This is a genomic window from Devosia psychrophila (assembly GCF_000971275.1).
Lineage (GTDB): Bacteria > Pseudomonadota > Alphaproteobacteria > Rhizobiales > Devosiaceae > Devosia > Devosia psychrophila.
On sequence record NZ_LAPV01000199.1, the window covers coordinates 1 to 16,686 of the forward strand.

A 16,686-nucleotide genomic window follows, 5' to 3' on the forward strand; every position below is an offset into this window, starting at 1 on the left:
GCATCAGCATATCCTGCTGCATCCGCTGGCGAAGCGGCCTGGTAGGAGCCTCGGTCGATAGAGTAGCCATGGCAAGTTCCTCTCGTTGAAGGGAACTCCATGGTCAGATCAGCTGCCGCTCGATCAAAAGCTTATAATGAAACCGAGACCCCGCCGCCCGCACCCTCCCGCGAAGCGGGTTCGTGCATGGGGCGCGAAGCCGTCGTTAGCGGATTCGCATAATATGCGGTCTGGAACGCCAGAAATTGATTCCATGCTGCAGCAGGTCAAGATGGGGCACCCTTGGCAATGCCCGCCTAGAGTTCATGCTTCAGCGACCCATCATAGTTCAGCAGGAATTCCCGCGATTCTCATGATGCGCTCACATCTCAGAACGCCCGCGGAACATGGCAAGAAACGGCGATGTAACGGCAATGAAACGGTCGACGCTTGCCGAAGCAAAAACTCCAAGCCTTTCAATAGGAAGGCTTGGAGCGGGTAGCGGGAATCGAACCCGCATATTCAGCTTGGAAGGCTGCTGCTCTACCACTGAGCTATACCCGCAAGGTCGGTGACCGACGCACAGGCATTAGCGCGACAGGGCCGCAGATGGCAAGCCCTTGCGATCGGTCGATGTTGGTCGCCGACGTAGCTACTTCCCACATGTCGTTATCAGCTCGGTGCTTGCGTCTGCGCATGCAAAGCAATTGTTGTTCGTTCCGGGGTCCTGATGCGTTAGAAGCCAAGAGCACCGGTTCATTGAGAGCCGGCTTCCAATTTAGAGGTCCGTCGTGCTGGCTGTGATTTTTATCGTTCTGCTGTTGCTGCTGGTCCAGACCTTTTTGCCGGGGCGCTATCTGAGTGCGCAGGTTGGCAATAACGCCCAGATGGGGCCGCGCGATGACCTGCCGAAGCCAACCAGGGAACTCGCCCGATCGCGCCGTGCCCTGGCCAATTTCCAAGAAACACTGCCGATCTTTCTGGTGCTGGCAGTGCTGTCCATTGTGCTGGGCGAACAAGGCTGGCTGTCGGTGCTGGGTGCCGCGGTGTATTTCCTCGCACGTGCCTCGCATCTCTATTTCTACATGAAGGGTCTGTCGCCCTGGCGTTCCATCGCGTTTCTGGTCGCCCTGATCGGCACGTTGATGATGGGCATACCGCTTGTGCCGCATCTGTGGGGTTAAGGCGCAAAGGGTCTTGCGAAACCGAGCCATTGCCATTAGACAAACCCTCGCCTGAAGGGGTTTAGCTCAGTTGGTAGAGCATCGGTCTCCAAAACCGAGGGTCGTGGGTTCGAATCCCCCAGCCCCTGCCAGGCATTTCAAGACATTTTATCAATGAGCCGACCGGTCTTGGATCGGGGACGGAGTCTTGGCGCAGCGCAGTTTGCGCTGCCCAGGGCGGATTGGTTACATCAACGGCGCATCCGCGGTGAGGGGCTCGTATTGTCCGTCTCTGCACAGGGGCAGGTCGAAGCCTTCGCGGACTGCAGGCCTCGCGGTGTCACTGTTGAACACCAGCATCACATTATGAATGCCTTGATTCGCGCCCGGGTCGAGAACGCCTTGCAGCAGCTCATCGATGCGCGGCAAGCGCTCTGGTTTTTTCGCCACGGACAGTCCTCGCACGCAAGAATACCATCGCTGTGGCGATAGAGGCGTCGCGCCGATAAGGTTGCGCGGATAGGATACGGTGATTTGTGCCCGGTCCGCGCCCTTTTTGGCGACAATGCGCGCCGTTTCCCGCTGATAATGCGCAGGAAAGGGCACGGTATCGCCGGAAAACTGGACGCCGTTGGGCGAGAAAGCCGAGCAGCCCGCAAGCAGCACGACGACCGGTAATAGTGCGAGAGCCCTCACGTTTTTGCCCCACAAAACCCTAGGGCGGCAGAGAACCACGTCCTTCACAACTAGGCCACTCCTATTCATGGGTTGCTGAAAGACGACGCCTGATGAATCGGGGTGGCCCTACTCTGCGAGGACTGTTTCGAATTTCACTCCGGCTAACCGGGCCTGGCGCCAGACGACGCGGCAGGGCTCCAGCGAGTGGTGAAACAGCAGAGTAAAGGCGTCAGGGAGTTCGATGCTTTCGGCGATTTCCACCATGGCTCCAGATCGCGACAGGTTTACCACCAGAACATCCTCGCGGATGAGGCCATCATTCATTACGGCGGTCGCCGCAATGGATATGGCGTCGCGTTTGTGCACGCGCTTGTCGATCCATGTTTTCATCGGGAGAGAGCTAGGCCGCCTCGCTTAACGCGCTTTGAACGGAAAGGTTAAAATTGTAAGCAACGTCGGTATTCTTCACGAGCCGGCTTTGAGCTGTGGAAAGCGCATTGGTAGCGGGGAAAACACAGCGACCCCGGCCTTGTGCATAAGCCGGGGTCATTCATGAGAGTCGTCGGGGGCCGCAGGGGCAAACCTGCAATTGATTAACGCACGGCCCTCGCCGTAGTTCCCCGGCGCCCGCTCGCTACTCTGCCGCGACCGGCAACGCGTCGGTGTGGCGCGACTTCAACTTGTTGAGCTGGTGCGCTGCATGCGTCAGCAGAGCGGTTCTGACCTGAGCGGAAGAGACAAAGCCGACGTCGGCCTTGACCTTGAGGTCGAGATGATAGCGGGACAGGTTGCCCATGAAATTTTCTTCCACGATCACCCGGACAACGCCGGTTATGCGGCCACGAATGGTGCGGTGTGGCCCATAGTAGCGGAGCTCGCATCCCTTGACGTCAAAGCTCGCAGCACGATCTGGCATGTCACAGCCTCCCACGGCCACTTTTTGGTCCCAATTCGATCAAACGCCGTTGCTGGCGACTGTGCAAGCGTGATTCGCCGGGTTGTTAACGTATCGTTAATATAATGTGGCGGCGGTCAGACATGCGCCCGTTCGGCCAAACTCGTCGTCGGCTGTTGCAATTGGACGGAAGTTTCTCTAGATAGCGGCATTCCAGCCGTGCGGGAGTCCTGCGCGGCCTTTGGTTTTGCACCAAAACACCAAAGAGTAGATTCGCCGATGGCACGAGTAAACCCGATCCAGTTCCTGCAGCAGGTTAGGCAGGAAACAGCCAAGGTCACTTGGCCGGGCCGCAACGAAATCCTGATCTCGACGATCATGGTCCTCGTACTGGTGATCTTTGCGAGCCTGTTCTTCCTGCTCGCCGACCAGGTTATATCCTGGCTGGTCGGGCTCATGCTTTCGATCCGCTAGTCGGTTCACTGACACTCTAAGACTGGGAGCGGCGACGCTTAATGGCCAAGCGCTGGTACATCGTTCAGGCATACAGCAATTTCGAGCGCAAGGTGGCGGAAGACATCCGCCAGAAGGTCGCGCAGAAAAAGCTCGAGCATCTGTTTGAAGACGTGATCGTACCGACCGAAAAGGTCGTCGAGATCCGTCGTGGCCGCAAGGTCGATGCCGAACGCAAGTTTTTCCCCGGCTACGTGCTGGTGAAGATGGACATGACTGACGAGGCATTCCATCTGATCAAGAACACGCCCAAGGTTACCGGCTTCCTCGGTTCGGACAACAAGCCGATGCCGATCTCGGAAAAGGAAGCCCAGGCCATCCTGCAGCAGGTGCAGGAAGGCGTTGAGCATCCCAAGCCTTCTGTCTCCTTCGAAGTGGGAGAGAATGTGCGCGTGTCGGACGGTCCTTTCGCCAGCTTCAATGGCGTGGTGGAAGAAGTCGACGAAGAGCGCGCCCGCCTCAAGGTGGAAGTGTCGATCTTCGGTCGCCCCACTCCGGTGGAGCTCGAATACAGTCAGGTCGAAAAGGTCTGACCCAGTCGTTGCGCAAGCACGACCATGATGATTTCAGTCGTTGCGCAAGCACGGCCATGAAGAATTTCCGGCGTGAGCCGGAGAACGCCGAGCCCCGGCTCGGTTAAGGACTGTGGAAGAGGATGGTGCACTGCCAGCACCAGCTACACCTCAGACCACGGTGTCTAGCCAGCTTTAACTAGTTGGCGCCTAAGGCCGCTTATGGCCGAAGAATAGGAGACGAAATTGGCAAAGAAAATCGTTGGCTACGTAAAGCTGCAAGTCGCTGCGGGTTCCGCAACGCCATCCCCGCCGATCGGGCCCGCGCTCGGTCAGCGCGGCCTGAACATCATGGAATTCTGCAAGGCGTTCAATGCCGCCACGCAGGAACTGGAAAAGGGTTCGCCCATCCCAGTCGTGATCACCGCCTATGCCGACAAGAGCTTCACTTTCGAGATGAAGTCGCCGCCGGTCAGCTACTTCATCAAGAAGGCCGTAAACCTGAAGTCGGGCAGCAAGCTGCCAGGCAAGGAATCGGCCGGCACGATCACCACAGCCCAGCTGCGTGATATTGCCGAGAAGAAGATGAAGGATCTCAACGCCGACAATATCGACGCTGCTGTGTCGATGATTGCAGGCTCTGCCCGTTCCATGGGCATTCAGGTCGAGGGCTGATAAATGGCTGGCAAGAAGATCGCAAAGGCCCGCGAGGGCATCGACCGCAACAAGCTGTACAAGCTTGACGAGGCCGTGAAGATGGTGAAGTCGCGCGCTTCGGCGAAGTTCGACGAAACCATCGAAATCGCCATCAACCTTGGTGTTGATCCCCGTCACGCCGACCAGATGGTCCGTGGCGTGGTGAACCTGCCGAACGGCACGGGCAAGACCGTGCGCGTGGCCGTGTTCGCCAAGGATGCCAAGGCTGACGAAGCTCGCAAGGCCGGCGCAGACATCGTTGGTGCCGAAGACCTGATGGAACTGATCCAGTCTGGCAAGATCGATTTCGATCGTTGCATTGCCACTCCGGACATGATGCCGCTGGTCGGTCGCCTGGGTAAAATCCTGGGCCCACGTAACCTGATGCCAAACCCCAAGGTCGGTACGGTTACTCAGGACGTTGCCGGTGCCGTCAAGGCTGCCAAGGGCGGCGCTGTTGAATACCGCGTCGAAAAGGCCGGTATCCTGCATGCCGGCGTTGGCAAGGTTTCCTTCACTCAGGAAGCTCTGATGCAGAACATCAAGGCGTTCACCGACGCCGTGATCCGGTCCAAGCCGGCTGGTGCCAAGGGCACCTATGTCAAGCGCGTCGCCGTGTCCTCCACCATGGGCCCTGGTGTCCATGTCGAGCCGGCTTCGGCACTTTAATTCAAGAATTCCGGGCGGTTTCGGCCGCCCGGTTTTGCTTTTCGCAAGGAAAGCAGAAGTCCTGTCCGAGACTGCCGGTGCTGATCAATCTGGGTCAGCTTAATGTCCACCGACGCCAGCATAGATGGGGTGAGACCACAATTTTCCGGCCCGAAAGGGCAGGGTGATCGCGGTTCGAACCAGGCCAGTTGCCTTCACAGGCAGCACGGTTGACAGGCGTTTAACCGTTGCTCCTCTCCTCCTTACGGAGATCGGAGGGCAGCAATTGGCAATGGCCCGGCTGAATTTCGCCGGGCTCAATGTGGAGACTAGCAGTGGAAAGAGCGGAAAAGCGTGAGCTTGTCGCATCGCTTCAGTCAGCCCTGTCGGGCGCTGGTTCGATCGTCCTCGCGCAGAATGCCGGTCTGACCGTAGCAAATCTGGAGACTCTTCGCCGTGAGGTGAAGGGTGCCGGTGGTTACGTTAAGATCGCAAAGAACCGTCTTGCCAAGCTTGCTCTTAAGGAAACCGACCACGCCGACATTTCGGGCCTGTTTACCGGCCCGATCGTCATCGCCTACGCGGCCGACCCCATGACTGCGCCAAAGATCGCGCAGAAATTCGCTGACAAGAACGCAAAGTACATCGTTCTTGGTGGCGCTATGGGCAAGACCGCGCTTGACGCAATTAACGTCAAGGCGCTGGCGACCATGCCGTCGCTCAACGAACTGCGCGCTACGCTCGCCGGGATGCTCAAGCAGCCCGCGACCCGTATCGCTTCGGTCATCGTTGCGCCGGCAGGCAATATCGCGCGCGTGTTGGCCGCTCACGCGGAAAAGAGCAACGAAGCAGCGTAACCCCTTGGCCCTCTCGGGGGCTGGTTTGAACTGAACATCTAAAAAGAGAGATTTATCAAATGGCCGATCTCGCCAAAATTGTTGACGACCTGTCTGCATTGACCGTCCTGGAAGCTTCTGAGCTGTCCAAGATGCTGGAAGAAAAGTGGGGCGTTTCCGCCGCCGCTCCGGTTGCCGCTGCCGCTGCTGGTGGTGCTCCGGCTGCCGCTGTTGAAGAAAAGACTGAATTTGACGTCATCCTGGTCTCGTTCGGCGAGAACAAGATCAACGTCATCAAGGAAGTCCGTGCGATCACCGCTCTGGGCCTCGGCGAAGCCAAGGCTCTGGTTGAAGCGGCTCCGAAGGCTGTCAAGGAAGGTGTCAACAAGGCTGAAGCCGAAGACATCAAGAAGAAGCTTGAAGCTGCCGGCGCCAAGGTCGAATTCAAGTAATTCGACTTTCGCCTTGAATTATGCGAGGTGGCGCTCTATGTGCCATCTCGCAGTCTCGTTTTAGCGGGATATGATTCGCCGGACCGGTTGGATAGGTCCCTGGCGCCAATTCGCGGAATATATGAATAATTTGATGTCCGAGCTACGCTAACGGCCCCGTTGCCCTATGGTTTCTGACCATGGGGTGTTTGGCGTTTGCGCAGCTTCCTTTCCTTGGCTGGGGCAGGGTGGAGATCATCGAGCCAAAACTAATGCCTAACAAGGGCAAATATCCCGAGACCCGACGGCTGATAGTCGGATTTTTGGATATCTGCCTCCGAGACAAATCGCACGGTAGCGTTCAGGAAAGGGTCACTTTTCCGCATCGAGACGCGACCAAAGAAGCGCAGAAACAGGAGCTTTCATGGCTACCACGTTCAACGGCCGCCGCAAGGTACGCAAGTCCTTCGGTTCGATCCGCGAAGTCATCCAGATGCCCAACCTGATCGAGGTCCAAAAGGCCTCCTATGATCAGTTTCTCCTCGTCGACGAGCCCAAGGGCGGTCGTCCCGATGAGGGGCTTCAGTCGGTGTTCCGCTCGGTTTTCCCGATCACCGATTTTTCCAATACGGCTTCTCTCGAATTCGTGAAATACGAGTTCGAGCAGCCCAAATACGACATCGATGAGTGCCGTGCGCGCGACATCACGTTCGCTGCCCCGCTCAAGGTGACGTTGCGCCTGATCGTGTTTGAAGTGGACGAAGAAACCGGCGCCCGCTCCGTCAAGGACATCAAGGAGCAGGACGTCTACATGGGCGACATGCCCTTCATGACGATGAACGGCACCTTTATCGTCAACGGCACCGAGCGCGTCATCGTTTCGCAGATGCACCGTTCGCCAGGCGTGTTCTTCGATCACGACAAGGGCAAGACCCACTCGTCCGGCAAGCTGCTGTTTGCCGGCCGTATCATCCCGTACCGCGGTTCGTGGCTCGATATCGAGTTCGATGCCAAGGACGTGGTGTTCGCCCGTATCGATCGTCGCCGCAAGATTCCGGTTACCTCGCTGCTCAAGGCTCTCGGTATGGATACCGAAGAGATCCTCAGCACCTACTACAACACCATCACCTTCGAGAAGACCGAGGCGGGCTGGCAGAAGCCATACGACGCCGAGAAGATGAAGAATGCCAAGCCTTCGGCTGACCTTATCGACGCCAAGACGGGCGACGTGGTTCATGAAGGCGGCAAGAAGCTCTCGGCCCGTCAGGCCAAGAAGCTGGCCGATGATGGCCTGAAGCACCTGCTGGCGGTCAACGAAGACCTCTATGGCATGTATGTCGCCGAAGACATGATCAACCTCAAGACCGGCGAGGTCTATATGGAGGCAGGCGACGAGCTCGACGAAAAGACCCTGGCCAAGATGATGGATCTGGGCTTTGACAATCTGCCGATCCTCGACATCGATCACATCTCGATCGGTGGCTATATCCGCAACACGCTGGCCGTGGACAAGAACGAGTCGCGTGAAGACGCGCTGTTCGACATCTATCGCGTCATGCGCCCCGGTGAGCCGCCAACCGTCGATACCGCTGAAGCCATGTTCCAGTCGCTGTTCTTTGACAGCGAGCGCTATGACCTGTCCGCAGTGGGCCGCGTCAAGATGAACATGCGCCTCGAGCTCGACGCTCCCGACACCATGCGCACCCTGCGCAAGGAAGACATCGTCGAAGTCGTTCGCACGCTGGTTGACCTGCGCGATGGCCGTGGCGAAATCGACGACATCGACAACCTCGGAAACCGTCGGGTTCGCTCGGTTGGCGAGTTGATGGAAAACTCCTATCGCCTTGGCCTGCTCCGCATGGAACGCGCCATCAAGGAGCGCATGTCTTCGGTCGAAATCGACACCGTGATGCCGCAGGACCTGATCAACGCCAAGCCCGCCGCGGCTGCCGTGCGTGAATTCTTCGGTTCGTCGCAACTTTCCCAGTTCATGGATCAGACCAATCCGCTCTCGGAGATCACCCACAAGCGTCGCCTGTCGGCGCTTGGGCCGGGTGGTCTTACCCGTGAGCGCGCTGGCTTTGAAGTCCGTGACGTGCACCCGACCCACTATGGCCGTATCTGCCCGATCGAGACTCCGGAAGGCCCGAACATTGGCCTGATCAACTCGCTGTCGACCTTCGCCCGCGTCAACAAGTACGGTTTCATCGAGACCCCGTACCGCAAGATCGTGGACGGCGTTCTGACCGAGGATGTGGTCTATCTCTCCGCCATGGAAGAGGCCAAGCACTACGTCGCCCAGGCTAACGTGAAGTTCAACAAGGACGGCACGCTGCAGGACGATCTGGTCGTGGCTCGCCATGCTGGCGACAACGGCCTGACGCCCAAGGAAAACGTCGATCTGATGGACGTTTCCCCCAAGCAGATGGTGTCGGTTGCCGCCTCGCTGATCCCGTTCCTCGAGAACGACGACGCCAACCGTGCTCTGATGGGCTCGAACATGCAGCGTCAGGCTGTGCCGCTGCTGCGTGCCGAGGCTCCATTCGTGGGCACTGGCATGGAAGCGATCGTGGCCCGTGACTCCGGCGCCGCCATCGTGTCCAAGCGCAAGGGTATCGTCGATCAGGTGGATGCGACCCGTATCGTTATCCGCGCCACCGAAGAAACCGATGCGTCGGTTTCCGGCGTCGATATCTACAACCTGATGAAGTTCCAGCGTTCGAACCAGTCGACCTGCATCAACCAGCGTCCGCTGGTCGTTGTCGGTGACCACGTCAACCAGGGCGACATCATCGCCGACGGTCCGTCGACCGAGCTGGGCGATCTGGCACTTGGCCGCAACGTGCTCGTCGCGTTCATGCCTTGGAATGGCTACAACTTCGAAGATTCCATCCTGCTTAGCGAAAAGATCGCCATGCAGGACGTCTTCACCTCGATCCATATCGAGGAATATGAAGTGATGGCTCGCGACACCAAGCTTGGGCCTGAGGAAATCACGCGCGACATTCCGAACGTGTCGGAAGAAGCGCTGAAGAACCTCGACGAAGCCGGTATCGTGCACATCGGTGCCGAAGTGGCTCCCGGAGACATCCTCGTTGGCAAGATCACCCCCAAGGGTGAATCGCCGATGACGCCGGAAGAAAAGCTCCTCCGCGCCATCTTCGGCGAGAAGGCATCTGACGTTCGTGACACCTCCCTGCGCGTGCCGCCGGGCGATGCTGGTACTGTTGTTGAAGTGCGCGTGTTCAATCGCCACGGCATCGACAAGGACGAGCGCGCCATGGCTATCGAGCGCGAGGAAATCGAACGTCTCGCCAAGGATCGTGACGACGAACAGTCCATCCTCGACCGTAACGTCTATGCACGTCTCAAGGAGATGTTGTTCGGCAAGGCGGCGACGGCGGGCCCGAAGGGCTATGTCGTGGGCACCAAGCTCAATGACCAGATGTTCGAGGCGCAGCCCCGCTCCAAGTGGTGGCAGTTTGCGGTCGAAGACGACAAGGTCATGACCGAGATGGAAGCTCTTCATGCTCAGTATGAAGAGAGCCGTCGCCTGCTCGAGCAGCGCTTCATCGACAAGGTGGACAAGCTGCAGCGCGGTGACGAACTTCCACCCGGCGTGATGAAGATGGTCAAGGTCTTCATCGCGACCAAGCGCAAGATCCAGCCGGGCGACAAGATGGCCGGCCGTCACGGTAACAAGGGCGTCGTTTCGCGCATCGTTCCCGTGGAAGACATGCCGTACCTAGAAGACGGCACCTCGGTCGATATCGTGCTGAACCCGCTGGGCGTGCCGTCGCGCATGAACGTTGGCCAGATTCTCGAGACTCACCTGGGCTGGGCTTGCGCAGGCATGGGCAAGAAGATCGACGAGATGGTCCGTGCGTATCATCGCAATGGCGACCTGAAGCCGCTGCGTCTTGAAGTCAAAGACCTGTTTGCCGGTGATGAGAGCATCACCGACCTCGACGACGACGGCCTGGTGCGTCTCGGCGAACACCTTTCCAAGGGTGTTTCGATCGCGACCCCGGTGTTCGACGGCGCCAAGGAAGCCGACATCGTGACGATGTTGGAGCGCGCAGGGCTGAAGGCTTCTGGCCAGTCGACCGTTTATGACGGACGTTCGGGCGAGCAGTTCGATCGCCAGGTGACCGTGGGCTATATCTATATGCTCAAGCTCGATCACCTTGTGGACAACAAGATCCACGCCCGTTCGATCGGTCCGTACTCGCTGGTCACCCAGCAGCCGCTGGGCGGCAAGGCCCAGTTCGGCGGTCAGCGCTTCGGCGAGATGGAAGTGTGGGCTCTCGAGGCCTATGGCGCTGCTTATACGCTCCAGGAAATGCTTACCATCAAGTCGGACGACGTTGCGGGTCGTACCAAGGTCTACGAGTCCATCGTGCGCGGCGACGATACGTTCGAGCCGGGCATCCCCGAGAGCTTCAACGTCCTGGTCAAGGAAATCCGTTCGCTCGGTCTCAATGTCGAACTCGACATGCGGGACGTGATCGAGGACGCCAGCCAGGCCGAAGCGGAGCTCGCACCTCCTCAGGAAGCGGCGGAGTAATCCGGCACTTCCTACCCCCCATTCATTTCCGTTCAGAATCCATTCATTTCGGCATTCTGAACGGATAGAGGAGAGAATTGATGAATCATCATTCCCACGTCATGGACCCCTTTAACCCAGCGGTTCCGGTCCAGACTTTCGATCAGATGAAAATCTCGATCGCGTCGCCAGAGAAGATCCTTTCCTGGTCCTACGGCGAGATCAAGAAGCCAGAGACCATCAACTATCGTACGTTCAAGCCTGAACGCGATGGTCTGTTCTGCGCCCGTATTTTTGGGCCAGTGAAGGACTATGAGTGCCTGTGCGGCAAGTACAAGCGCATGAAGTTCAAGGGCGTCATCTGCGAAAAGTGCGGTGTGGAAGTCACCCTGAGCCGCGTTCGTCGCGAGCGCATGGGTCATATTGAACTCGCAGCGCCGGTTGCTCACATCTGGTTCCTGAAGTCTTTGCCGTCGCGTATCGCGCTGCTGCTCGATATGACGCTGAAGGACATCGAGCGCATCCTGTACTTCGAAAACTACGTCGTTCTCGACGCAGGTCTTACGCCGTTCACCCAGCATGAATTGCTGACCGAAGAGCAGTTCCTCGATAGCCAGGACGAGTATGGTGCCGACAGCTTCACCGCCAAGATCGGCGCCGAAGCTATCCGCGACATCCTGCTGGCACTTGATCTCGAGAAGATTGCGGCTGAGCTGCGCGTGGAAATTGCTGAGTCCACGACTGAACTTAAGCCCAAGAAGCTCGCCAAGCGCTTGAAGATCGTCGAGCAGTTCATCGTGTCGGGCAACAAGCCCGAGTGGATGATCATGACCGTCATCCCGGTCATTCCGCCGGAGTTGCGCCCGCTGGTGCCGCTGGATGGCGGCCGCTTCGCGACCTCCGATCTGAACGATCTGTATCGTCGCGTCATCAACCGCAACAACCGCCTGAAGCGCCTGATCGAACTGCGCGCTCCAGACATCATCATCCGCAACGAAAAGCGCATGCTGCAGGAAGCTGTCGATGCGTTGTTCGACAACGGCCGCCGTGGCCGCACCATCACCGGTGCGAACAAGCGTCCGCTGAAGTCGCTGTCCGACATGCTCAAGGGCAAGCAGGGCCGCTTCCGCCAGAACTTGCTCGGCAAGCGCGTCGATTACTCGGGTCGTTCGGTCATCACCGTGGGCCCGAACCTCAAGCTGCACCAGTGCGGCCTGCCCAAGAAGATGGCGCTCGAGCTGTTCAAGCCGTTCATCTACAGCCGTCTTGAAGCGAAGGGTTTCTCTTCGACCGTCAAGCAGGCCAAGAAGCTGGTCGAGAAGGAAAAACCCGAGGTTTGGGATATCCTCGACGAAGTGATCCGCGAGCATCCCGTTCTGCTGAACCGTGCTCCGACGCTGCATCGTCTTGGCATCCAGGCATTCGAGCCGATCCTGATCGAAGGCAAGGCAATCCGTCTGCATCCGCTGGTCTGCTCGGCTTTCAACGCCGACTTTGACGGCGACCAGATGGCCGTGCACGTTCCGTTGTCGCTCGAAGCGCAGTTGGAAGCACGTGTGCTGATGATGTCGACCAACAACATCCTGCACCCTGCCAATGGCCAGCCGATCATCGTGCCGTCGCAGGATATCGTGCTGGGGCTCTACTACCTCTCGTTGATGAACGAGAAGGAGCCCGGTGAAGGCATGGCCTTCGGTTCCTATGCGGAACTCGAGCACGCGCTCGACAACAAGATCGTCACGCTGCACACCAAGATCAAAGGCCGCGTCACCTCGTTTGACGAGAATGGCAAGCAGACAACCGAGGTCGTGGAAACGACTCCGGGCCGTATGCTCATCGGCCAGATCCTGCCCAAGCACCCGGCTGTGCCGTATGCGACGGCAAACCAGCTGATGACCAAGAAGATGATCTCCAAGATGATCGACACGGTTTACCGTGGCTGCGGTCAGAAGGAGACGGTCATTTTCTGTGACCGCGTCATGCAGCTTGGCTTCAAGAACGCCTGCGATGCCGGTATTTCGTTCGGCAAGGACGACATGGTTATCCCTGCGTCCAAGTACACGATCGTGGAAGCCGCCCGTAAGCAGGTCGAAGAGTTCGAGCAGCAGTACAATGACGGCCTGATCACCCAGGGCGAAAAGTACAACAAGGTGGTCGACGCCTGGGCCAAGTGCGGTGACAAGGTTGCCGAAGAGATGATGGACGCGATCCGCAAGGTGCAGATCGACGAGGAAACCGGCCGTCAAAAGCCGATCAACTCGGTTTATATGATGTCTCACTCCGGTGCCCGCGGTTCCCCGGCCCAGATGAAGCAGCTTGCCGGCATGCGCGGCCTGATGGCCCGTCCTGACGGCTCGATCATCGAGACCCCGATCACGGCTAACTTCAAGGAAGGCCTGAACGTTCTCGAGTACTTCAACTCCACCCACGGTGCCCGTAAGGGTCTCGCGGATACGGCGCTGAAGACCGCGAACTCGGGTTACCTGACGCGTCGTCTCGTTGACGTGGCGCAGGACGCGATCATCGTGTCGGTCGATTGCGGCACCGAGCGTGGCCTGACCATGGAGCCGATCGTCGATGCGGGCCAGGTCGTGGCCTCGATCGGCCAGCGCGTGCTGGGCCGTACTGCAGCCGACGACATCTTCCACCCGCTGACCGGCGATCTGATCGCTCCAAAGGGTACGCTGCTGGAAGAAAAGCATATCGACGTCATCGAGGACGCCCGGATCCAATCGATCCGTATCCGTTCGCCCCTGACTTGCGACATGCGCCAGGGCACCTGCGCGGCCTGCTATGGTCGTGACCTTGCTCGCGGTACTCCCGTGAACATGGGTGAAGCTGTGGGCGTTATCGCCGCGCAGTCGATCGGTGAACCCGGTACCCAGCTCACCATGCGCACGTTCCACATTGGTGGCACAGCTCAGGTGGTCGATAGCTCGTTCCTCGAGTCCGGCGCAGAAGGCACCATCGCCATCCGCAACCCGAACGTCGTCAAGGTCGAGGGCGGCAAGCTGGTCGTCATGGCTCGTAACGTCTCGCTCGCCGTGCTTGACGCTGAAGGCAAGGAACGCGCCACCCATAAGGTGACCTACGGTTCCAAGCTCCTCGTCAAGGAAGGCGATGCGGTCCGTCGTGGCCAGCGTCTGGCTGAATGGGACCCCTACACCCGTCCGGTGCTTGCCGAAGTCGAAGGCGAGGTCCAGTTCGAGGATCTGGTCGATGGCATCTCCGTTGCCGAAAACACCGACGAAGCCACCGGCTTCACCAAGCGCGTCATCATCGACTGGCGCACAAACCAGCGTGGCGAGGGCCTGAAGCCGGCCTTGGCAATTTCGCGTGGTGGTGTTGTCCAGAAGGTCGAACGTGGTGGCGAAGCGCGCTACATGCTTTCGGTCGATGCCGTTCTCAACGTCGAGCCAGGCCAGAAGGTCTCGCCCGGTGACGTGCTGGCGCGTATTCCTCTGGAAAGCGCCAAGACCAAGGACATCACGGGCGGTCTGCCGCGCGTGGCTGAATTGTTCGAAGCCCGTCGTCCGAAGGACCACGCCATCATCGCCGAGATCGATGGCACGATCCGCTTTGGCCGCGACTACAAGAACAAGCGTCGCGTCATCATCGAGCCGCATGAAGAGGGTGGCGAGCCCGTCGAGTATTTGATCCCCAAGGGCAAGCCGTTCCACCTTCAGGAAGGCGATGCCATTGAAAAGGGTGAATACATCCTCGATGGCAACCCCGCACCGCATGACATTCTGGCAATCAAGGGCGTGGAAGAGCTTGCTCGTTACCTCGTCAATGAAATCCAGGAAGTCTATCGCCTGCAGGGCGTGCTGATCAACGACAAGCACATCGAGGTGATCGTTCGCCAGATGCTGCAGAAGGTCGAGATCGTGGACCCAGGCGACACCGGCCTGCTCAAGGACGAGCAGCTCGACAAGCTGGACTTTGACGAGCTCAACGATGCTCTGGTTGCTGACGGCAAGAAGCCGGCAACGGCTAACCCCGTGCTGCTCGGCATCACCAAGGCATCGCTGCAGACCCGCTCGTTCATCTCGGCTGCCTCGTTCCAGGAAACCACTCGCGTCCTCACGGAAGCGGCAGTTTCCGGCAAGGCCGATCTGCTCGAAGGCCTCAAGGAAAACGTCATCGTCGGCCGCCTTATCCCGGCCGGTACCGGTGCCGGTATCTCATCGGCCAAGCTGATCGCCGCCAAGCGCGACGACCTGATCCTCGACGAACGCCGCCGCCAGGCGACCACCGTCAAGATCGCAGCGCCTGCCGCCGAATAAGCGACGTCAAATCACTGAATTGAGGGAAGGGGGCCGAAAGGCTCCCTTTCTTTTGGTCAGATGCACAGGCCCGTGCATTGTCAGCGAACCGCCACATCACCGTAGCGTCATCGACACACGGGAGGGTCAATTTCCAGTCGCTTCCTTATTCCGGAGACGATTTCGTGACCAAGACCTTCCTGACGACCGGCCTCCTCGTGGCGCTGCTGACCACTGCCGTTTATGCTCAGCCGGTTGCCTTCGACGCCACGCTCAAGGCCCATGCCCAATTGCCGGCCCAGACATTCGTCGCCGCTCCGGCCGACGCACCATACGGCCTTTCGATGTCGGGCCGTTTTACCTCGGGCAAGCGCGTCGAGACCCCCTATGGCTGGACCAATCCGGCATCGGGCATTGCCATGCCGTTCCCCGGCCAGCCCGTGCAGGGCATGTCCGGTGTGCGCTCGTTGGGCGATGACCGTTTCGTCTTTCTCACCGACAACGGGTTTGGCAACAAGGCCAACTCGTCCGACGCCATGCTGATGTTCAACTTCATGAAGATGGACTGGGAAGCCGGCAAGGTTGCGCTGGAACGCACCGTTTTCCTCAGCGATCCGAACCGCATCGTACCGTTTCCGATCGTCACCGAGCACAGTGAAAGCCGCTACTTGACTGGCGCCGATTTCGACCCGGAATCGATCCAGCCCGTCGGCGATCATTTCTGGATTGGCGATGAGTTTGGCCCGTGGCTGGTCGAAGTCGATGCCAATGGCGTTGTGCTGCAGGTTGTGGCCACCAATCCGGGCGGCGTCGACTACAAGTCGCCAGACAACCAGTTCACCTCGCAGCCTGCTGCCGGCGCTACCGTGACCGGCATCAATACCGGCCGTTCGGGCGGCTATGAAGGCATGGCAGTGTCGCTCGATGGCTCGACGCTCTATCCACTGCTCGAAAAGGCCTTCTACGACGAAACCGCTGCAGCGCTCGAACTGATCGGCGGCAAGCCAGTCATCCGTATGCTGGAATTCAACGTGGCCGACGCCACTTGGTCCGACAAGATCCGCTACTACCCGCTCGACGATGCCGGCAACGCCATCGGCGACTTCAACATCATCGGCGGCACCCGTGCCTTGATCATCGAGCGTGACGCTAATGAAGGCGACGATGGCCGCGAGAAGGCTGCTGCCTTCAAGCGCATCTACCTGGTCGACCTTGAGCGTGCCGACGAAAACGGAGTTCTCGAGAAAATCGCCTATATCGACCTGATGGCAATCAAGGATCCGGACGGCATTGCGCCACGCGGTACCAAGGATAGCGTGTTCACCTTCCCCTTCGTCACCATCGAAGACGTCGACCTGGTCAATCCGACCACCATCGTTGTGGCCAATGACAACAACTATCCCGGCTCGACCGGACGCGCAGCCGGCCGTGCCGATGACAACGAGTATATCCTGCTCGACGTCGCCGGTTTCCTCAAAGCCGAGTAATCCATCTCACAGTGGATGGGGAAGGGGCCTTCCGGCC

13 protein-coding genes and 2 tRNA genes are annotated in these 16,686 nt (G+C 58.9%); 11 read left to right on the forward strand and 4 right to left on the reverse strand.

What is annotated here, in order from left to right:
• Positions 1-469 precede the first annotated feature (469 nt).
• Positions 470-543, reverse strand: a tRNA-Gly gene (locus WH91_RS20370).
• Positions 544-770: 227 nt separating this feature from the next.
• Here WH91_RS20370 and WH91_RS20375 point away from each other — a divergent pair.
• The gene (locus WH91_RS20375) at positions 771-1,163 is read left to right on the forward strand and encodes an MAPEG family protein (protein ID WP_052953017.1); all 393 of its coding nucleotides are present in this window, start codon (positions 771-773) and stop codon (positions 1,161-1,163) included.
• Between the two features lie 55 nt (positions 1,164-1,218).
• Positions 1,219-1,294: transfer RNA gene (locus tag WH91_RS20380), tRNA-Trp, on the forward strand.
• Positions 1,295-1,388: 94 nt separating this feature from the next.
• Here the strand turns inward: WH91_RS20380 and WH91_RS20385 are convergent.
• The 3 genes from WH91_RS20385 to WH91_RS20395 form a co-directional block, all read right to left on the reverse strand.
• Positions 1,389-1,886 (reverse strand): hypothetical protein, encoded by a 498-nt coding sequence (locus tag WH91_RS20385; protein ID WP_143078111.1) that lies wholly within the window; start codon positions 1,884-1,886, stop codon positions 1,389-1,391.
• Between the two features lie 60 nt (positions 1,887-1,946).
• Positions 1,947-2,210, reverse strand: a complete 264-nt coding sequence (locus tag WH91_RS20390) for a PilZ domain-containing protein (protein WP_052953018.1) — start codon at positions 2,208-2,210, stop codon at positions 1,947-1,949.
• Between the two features lie 244 nt (positions 2,211-2,454).
• A complete protein-coding gene (locus tag WH91_RS20395) occupies positions 2,455-2,736 on the reverse strand; it encodes a hypothetical protein (protein ID WP_046172853.1) in 282 nt (93 codons plus the stop codon).
• Between the two features lie 258 nt (positions 2,737-2,994).
• On the opposite strand from WH91_RS20395, the gene secE reads away from it, so the two are divergent.
• From secE to WH91_RS20440, 9 genes are all read left to right on the forward strand, one after another.
• On the forward strand, positions 2,995-3,189 hold the full coding sequence (gene secE / locus WH91_RS20400) for a preprotein translocase subunit SecE (protein WP_046172854.1): 195 nt from the start codon (positions 2,995-2,997) through the stop codon (positions 3,187-3,189).
• Positions 3,190-3,230: 41 nt separating this feature from the next.
• On the forward strand, positions 3,231-3,761 hold the full coding sequence (gene nusG / locus WH91_RS20405) for a transcription termination/antitermination protein NusG (RefSeq protein ID WP_046172855.1): 531 nt from the start codon (positions 3,231-3,233) through the stop codon (positions 3,759-3,761).
• Between the two features lie 225 nt (positions 3,762-3,986).
• Positions 3,987-4,415 (forward strand): 50S ribosomal protein L11, encoded by a 429-nt coding sequence (gene rplK / locus WH91_RS20410; RefSeq protein ID WP_046172856.1) that lies wholly within the window; start codon positions 3,987-3,989, stop codon positions 4,413-4,415.
• A 3-nt stretch (positions 4,416-4,418) separates the two neighbouring features.
• Complete coding sequence (rplA, locus tag WH91_RS20415; RefSeq protein WP_046172857.1) at positions 4,419-5,105, forward strand: 50S ribosomal protein L1; 687 nt, start codon at positions 4,419-4,421, stop codon at positions 5,103-5,105.
• Positions 5,106-5,419: 314 nt separating this feature from the next.
• The gene (gene rplJ, locus WH91_RS20420; protein ID WP_046172858.1) at positions 5,420-5,941 is read left to right on the forward strand and encodes a 50S ribosomal protein L10; all 522 of its coding nucleotides are present in this window, start codon (positions 5,420-5,422) and stop codon (positions 5,939-5,941) included.
• 59 nt (positions 5,942-6,000) lie between these two features.
• Complete coding sequence (gene rplL / locus WH91_RS20425; protein ID WP_046172859.1) at positions 6,001-6,372, forward strand: 50S ribosomal protein L7/L12; 372 nt, start codon at positions 6,001-6,003, stop codon at positions 6,370-6,372.
• Between the two features lie 403 nt (positions 6,373-6,775).
• Entirely contained in the window at positions 6,776-10,918 is a 4,143-nt protein-coding gene (gene rpoB / locus WH91_RS20430) for a DNA-directed RNA polymerase subunit beta (protein ID WP_046172860.1), read from the forward strand.
• 80 nt (positions 10,919-10,998) lie between these two features.
• Complete coding sequence (gene rpoC / locus WH91_RS20435; RefSeq protein ID WP_046172861.1) at positions 10,999-15,183, forward strand: DNA-directed RNA polymerase subunit beta'; 4,185 nt, start codon at positions 10,999-11,001, stop codon at positions 15,181-15,183.
• 164 nt (positions 15,184-15,347) lie between these two features.
• Positions 15,348-16,649 carry an esterase-like activity of phytase family protein gene (locus tag WH91_RS20440; RefSeq protein ID WP_046172862.1) on the forward strand — a complete coding sequence of 434 codons (1,302 nt, stop codon included), beginning with the start codon at positions 15,348-15,350 and terminating at the stop codon, positions 16,647-16,649.
• Positions 16,650-16,686 lie beyond the last annotated feature (37 nt).

Excerpts from the sequence above, each read along its gene's own strand:
- rplL (WP_046172859.1), top strand. The coding sequence starts at position 6,001 with ATGGCCGATCTCGCCAAAATTGTTGACGACCTGTCTGCATTGACCGTC.
- WH91_RS20390 (WP_052953018.1), bottom strand. The coding sequence starts at position 2,210 with ATGAAAACATGGATCGACAAGCGCGTGCACAAACGCGACGCCATATCC.
- secE (WP_046172854.1), top strand. The coding sequence starts at position 2,995 with ATGGCACGAGTAAACCCGATCCAGTTCCTGCAGCAGGTTAGGCAGGAA.
- nusG (WP_046172855.1), top strand. The coding sequence starts at position 3,231 with ATGGCCAAGCGCTGGTACATCGTTCAGGCATACAGCAATTTCGAGCGC.
- rpoC (WP_046172861.1), top strand. The coding sequence starts at position 10,999 with ATGAATCATCATTCCCACGTCATGGACCCCTTTAACCCAGCGGTTCCG.
- WH91_RS20395 (WP_046172853.1), bottom strand. The coding sequence starts at position 2,736 with ATGCCAGATCGTGCTGCGAGCTTTGACGTCAAGGGATGCGAGCTCCGC.
- rplA (WP_046172857.1), top strand. The coding sequence starts at position 4,419 with ATGGCTGGCAAGAAGATCGCAAAGGCCCGCGAGGGCATCGACCGCAAC.
- rpoB (WP_046172860.1), top strand. The coding sequence starts at position 6,776 with ATGGCTACCACGTTCAACGGCCGCCGCAAGGTACGCAAGTCCTTCGGT.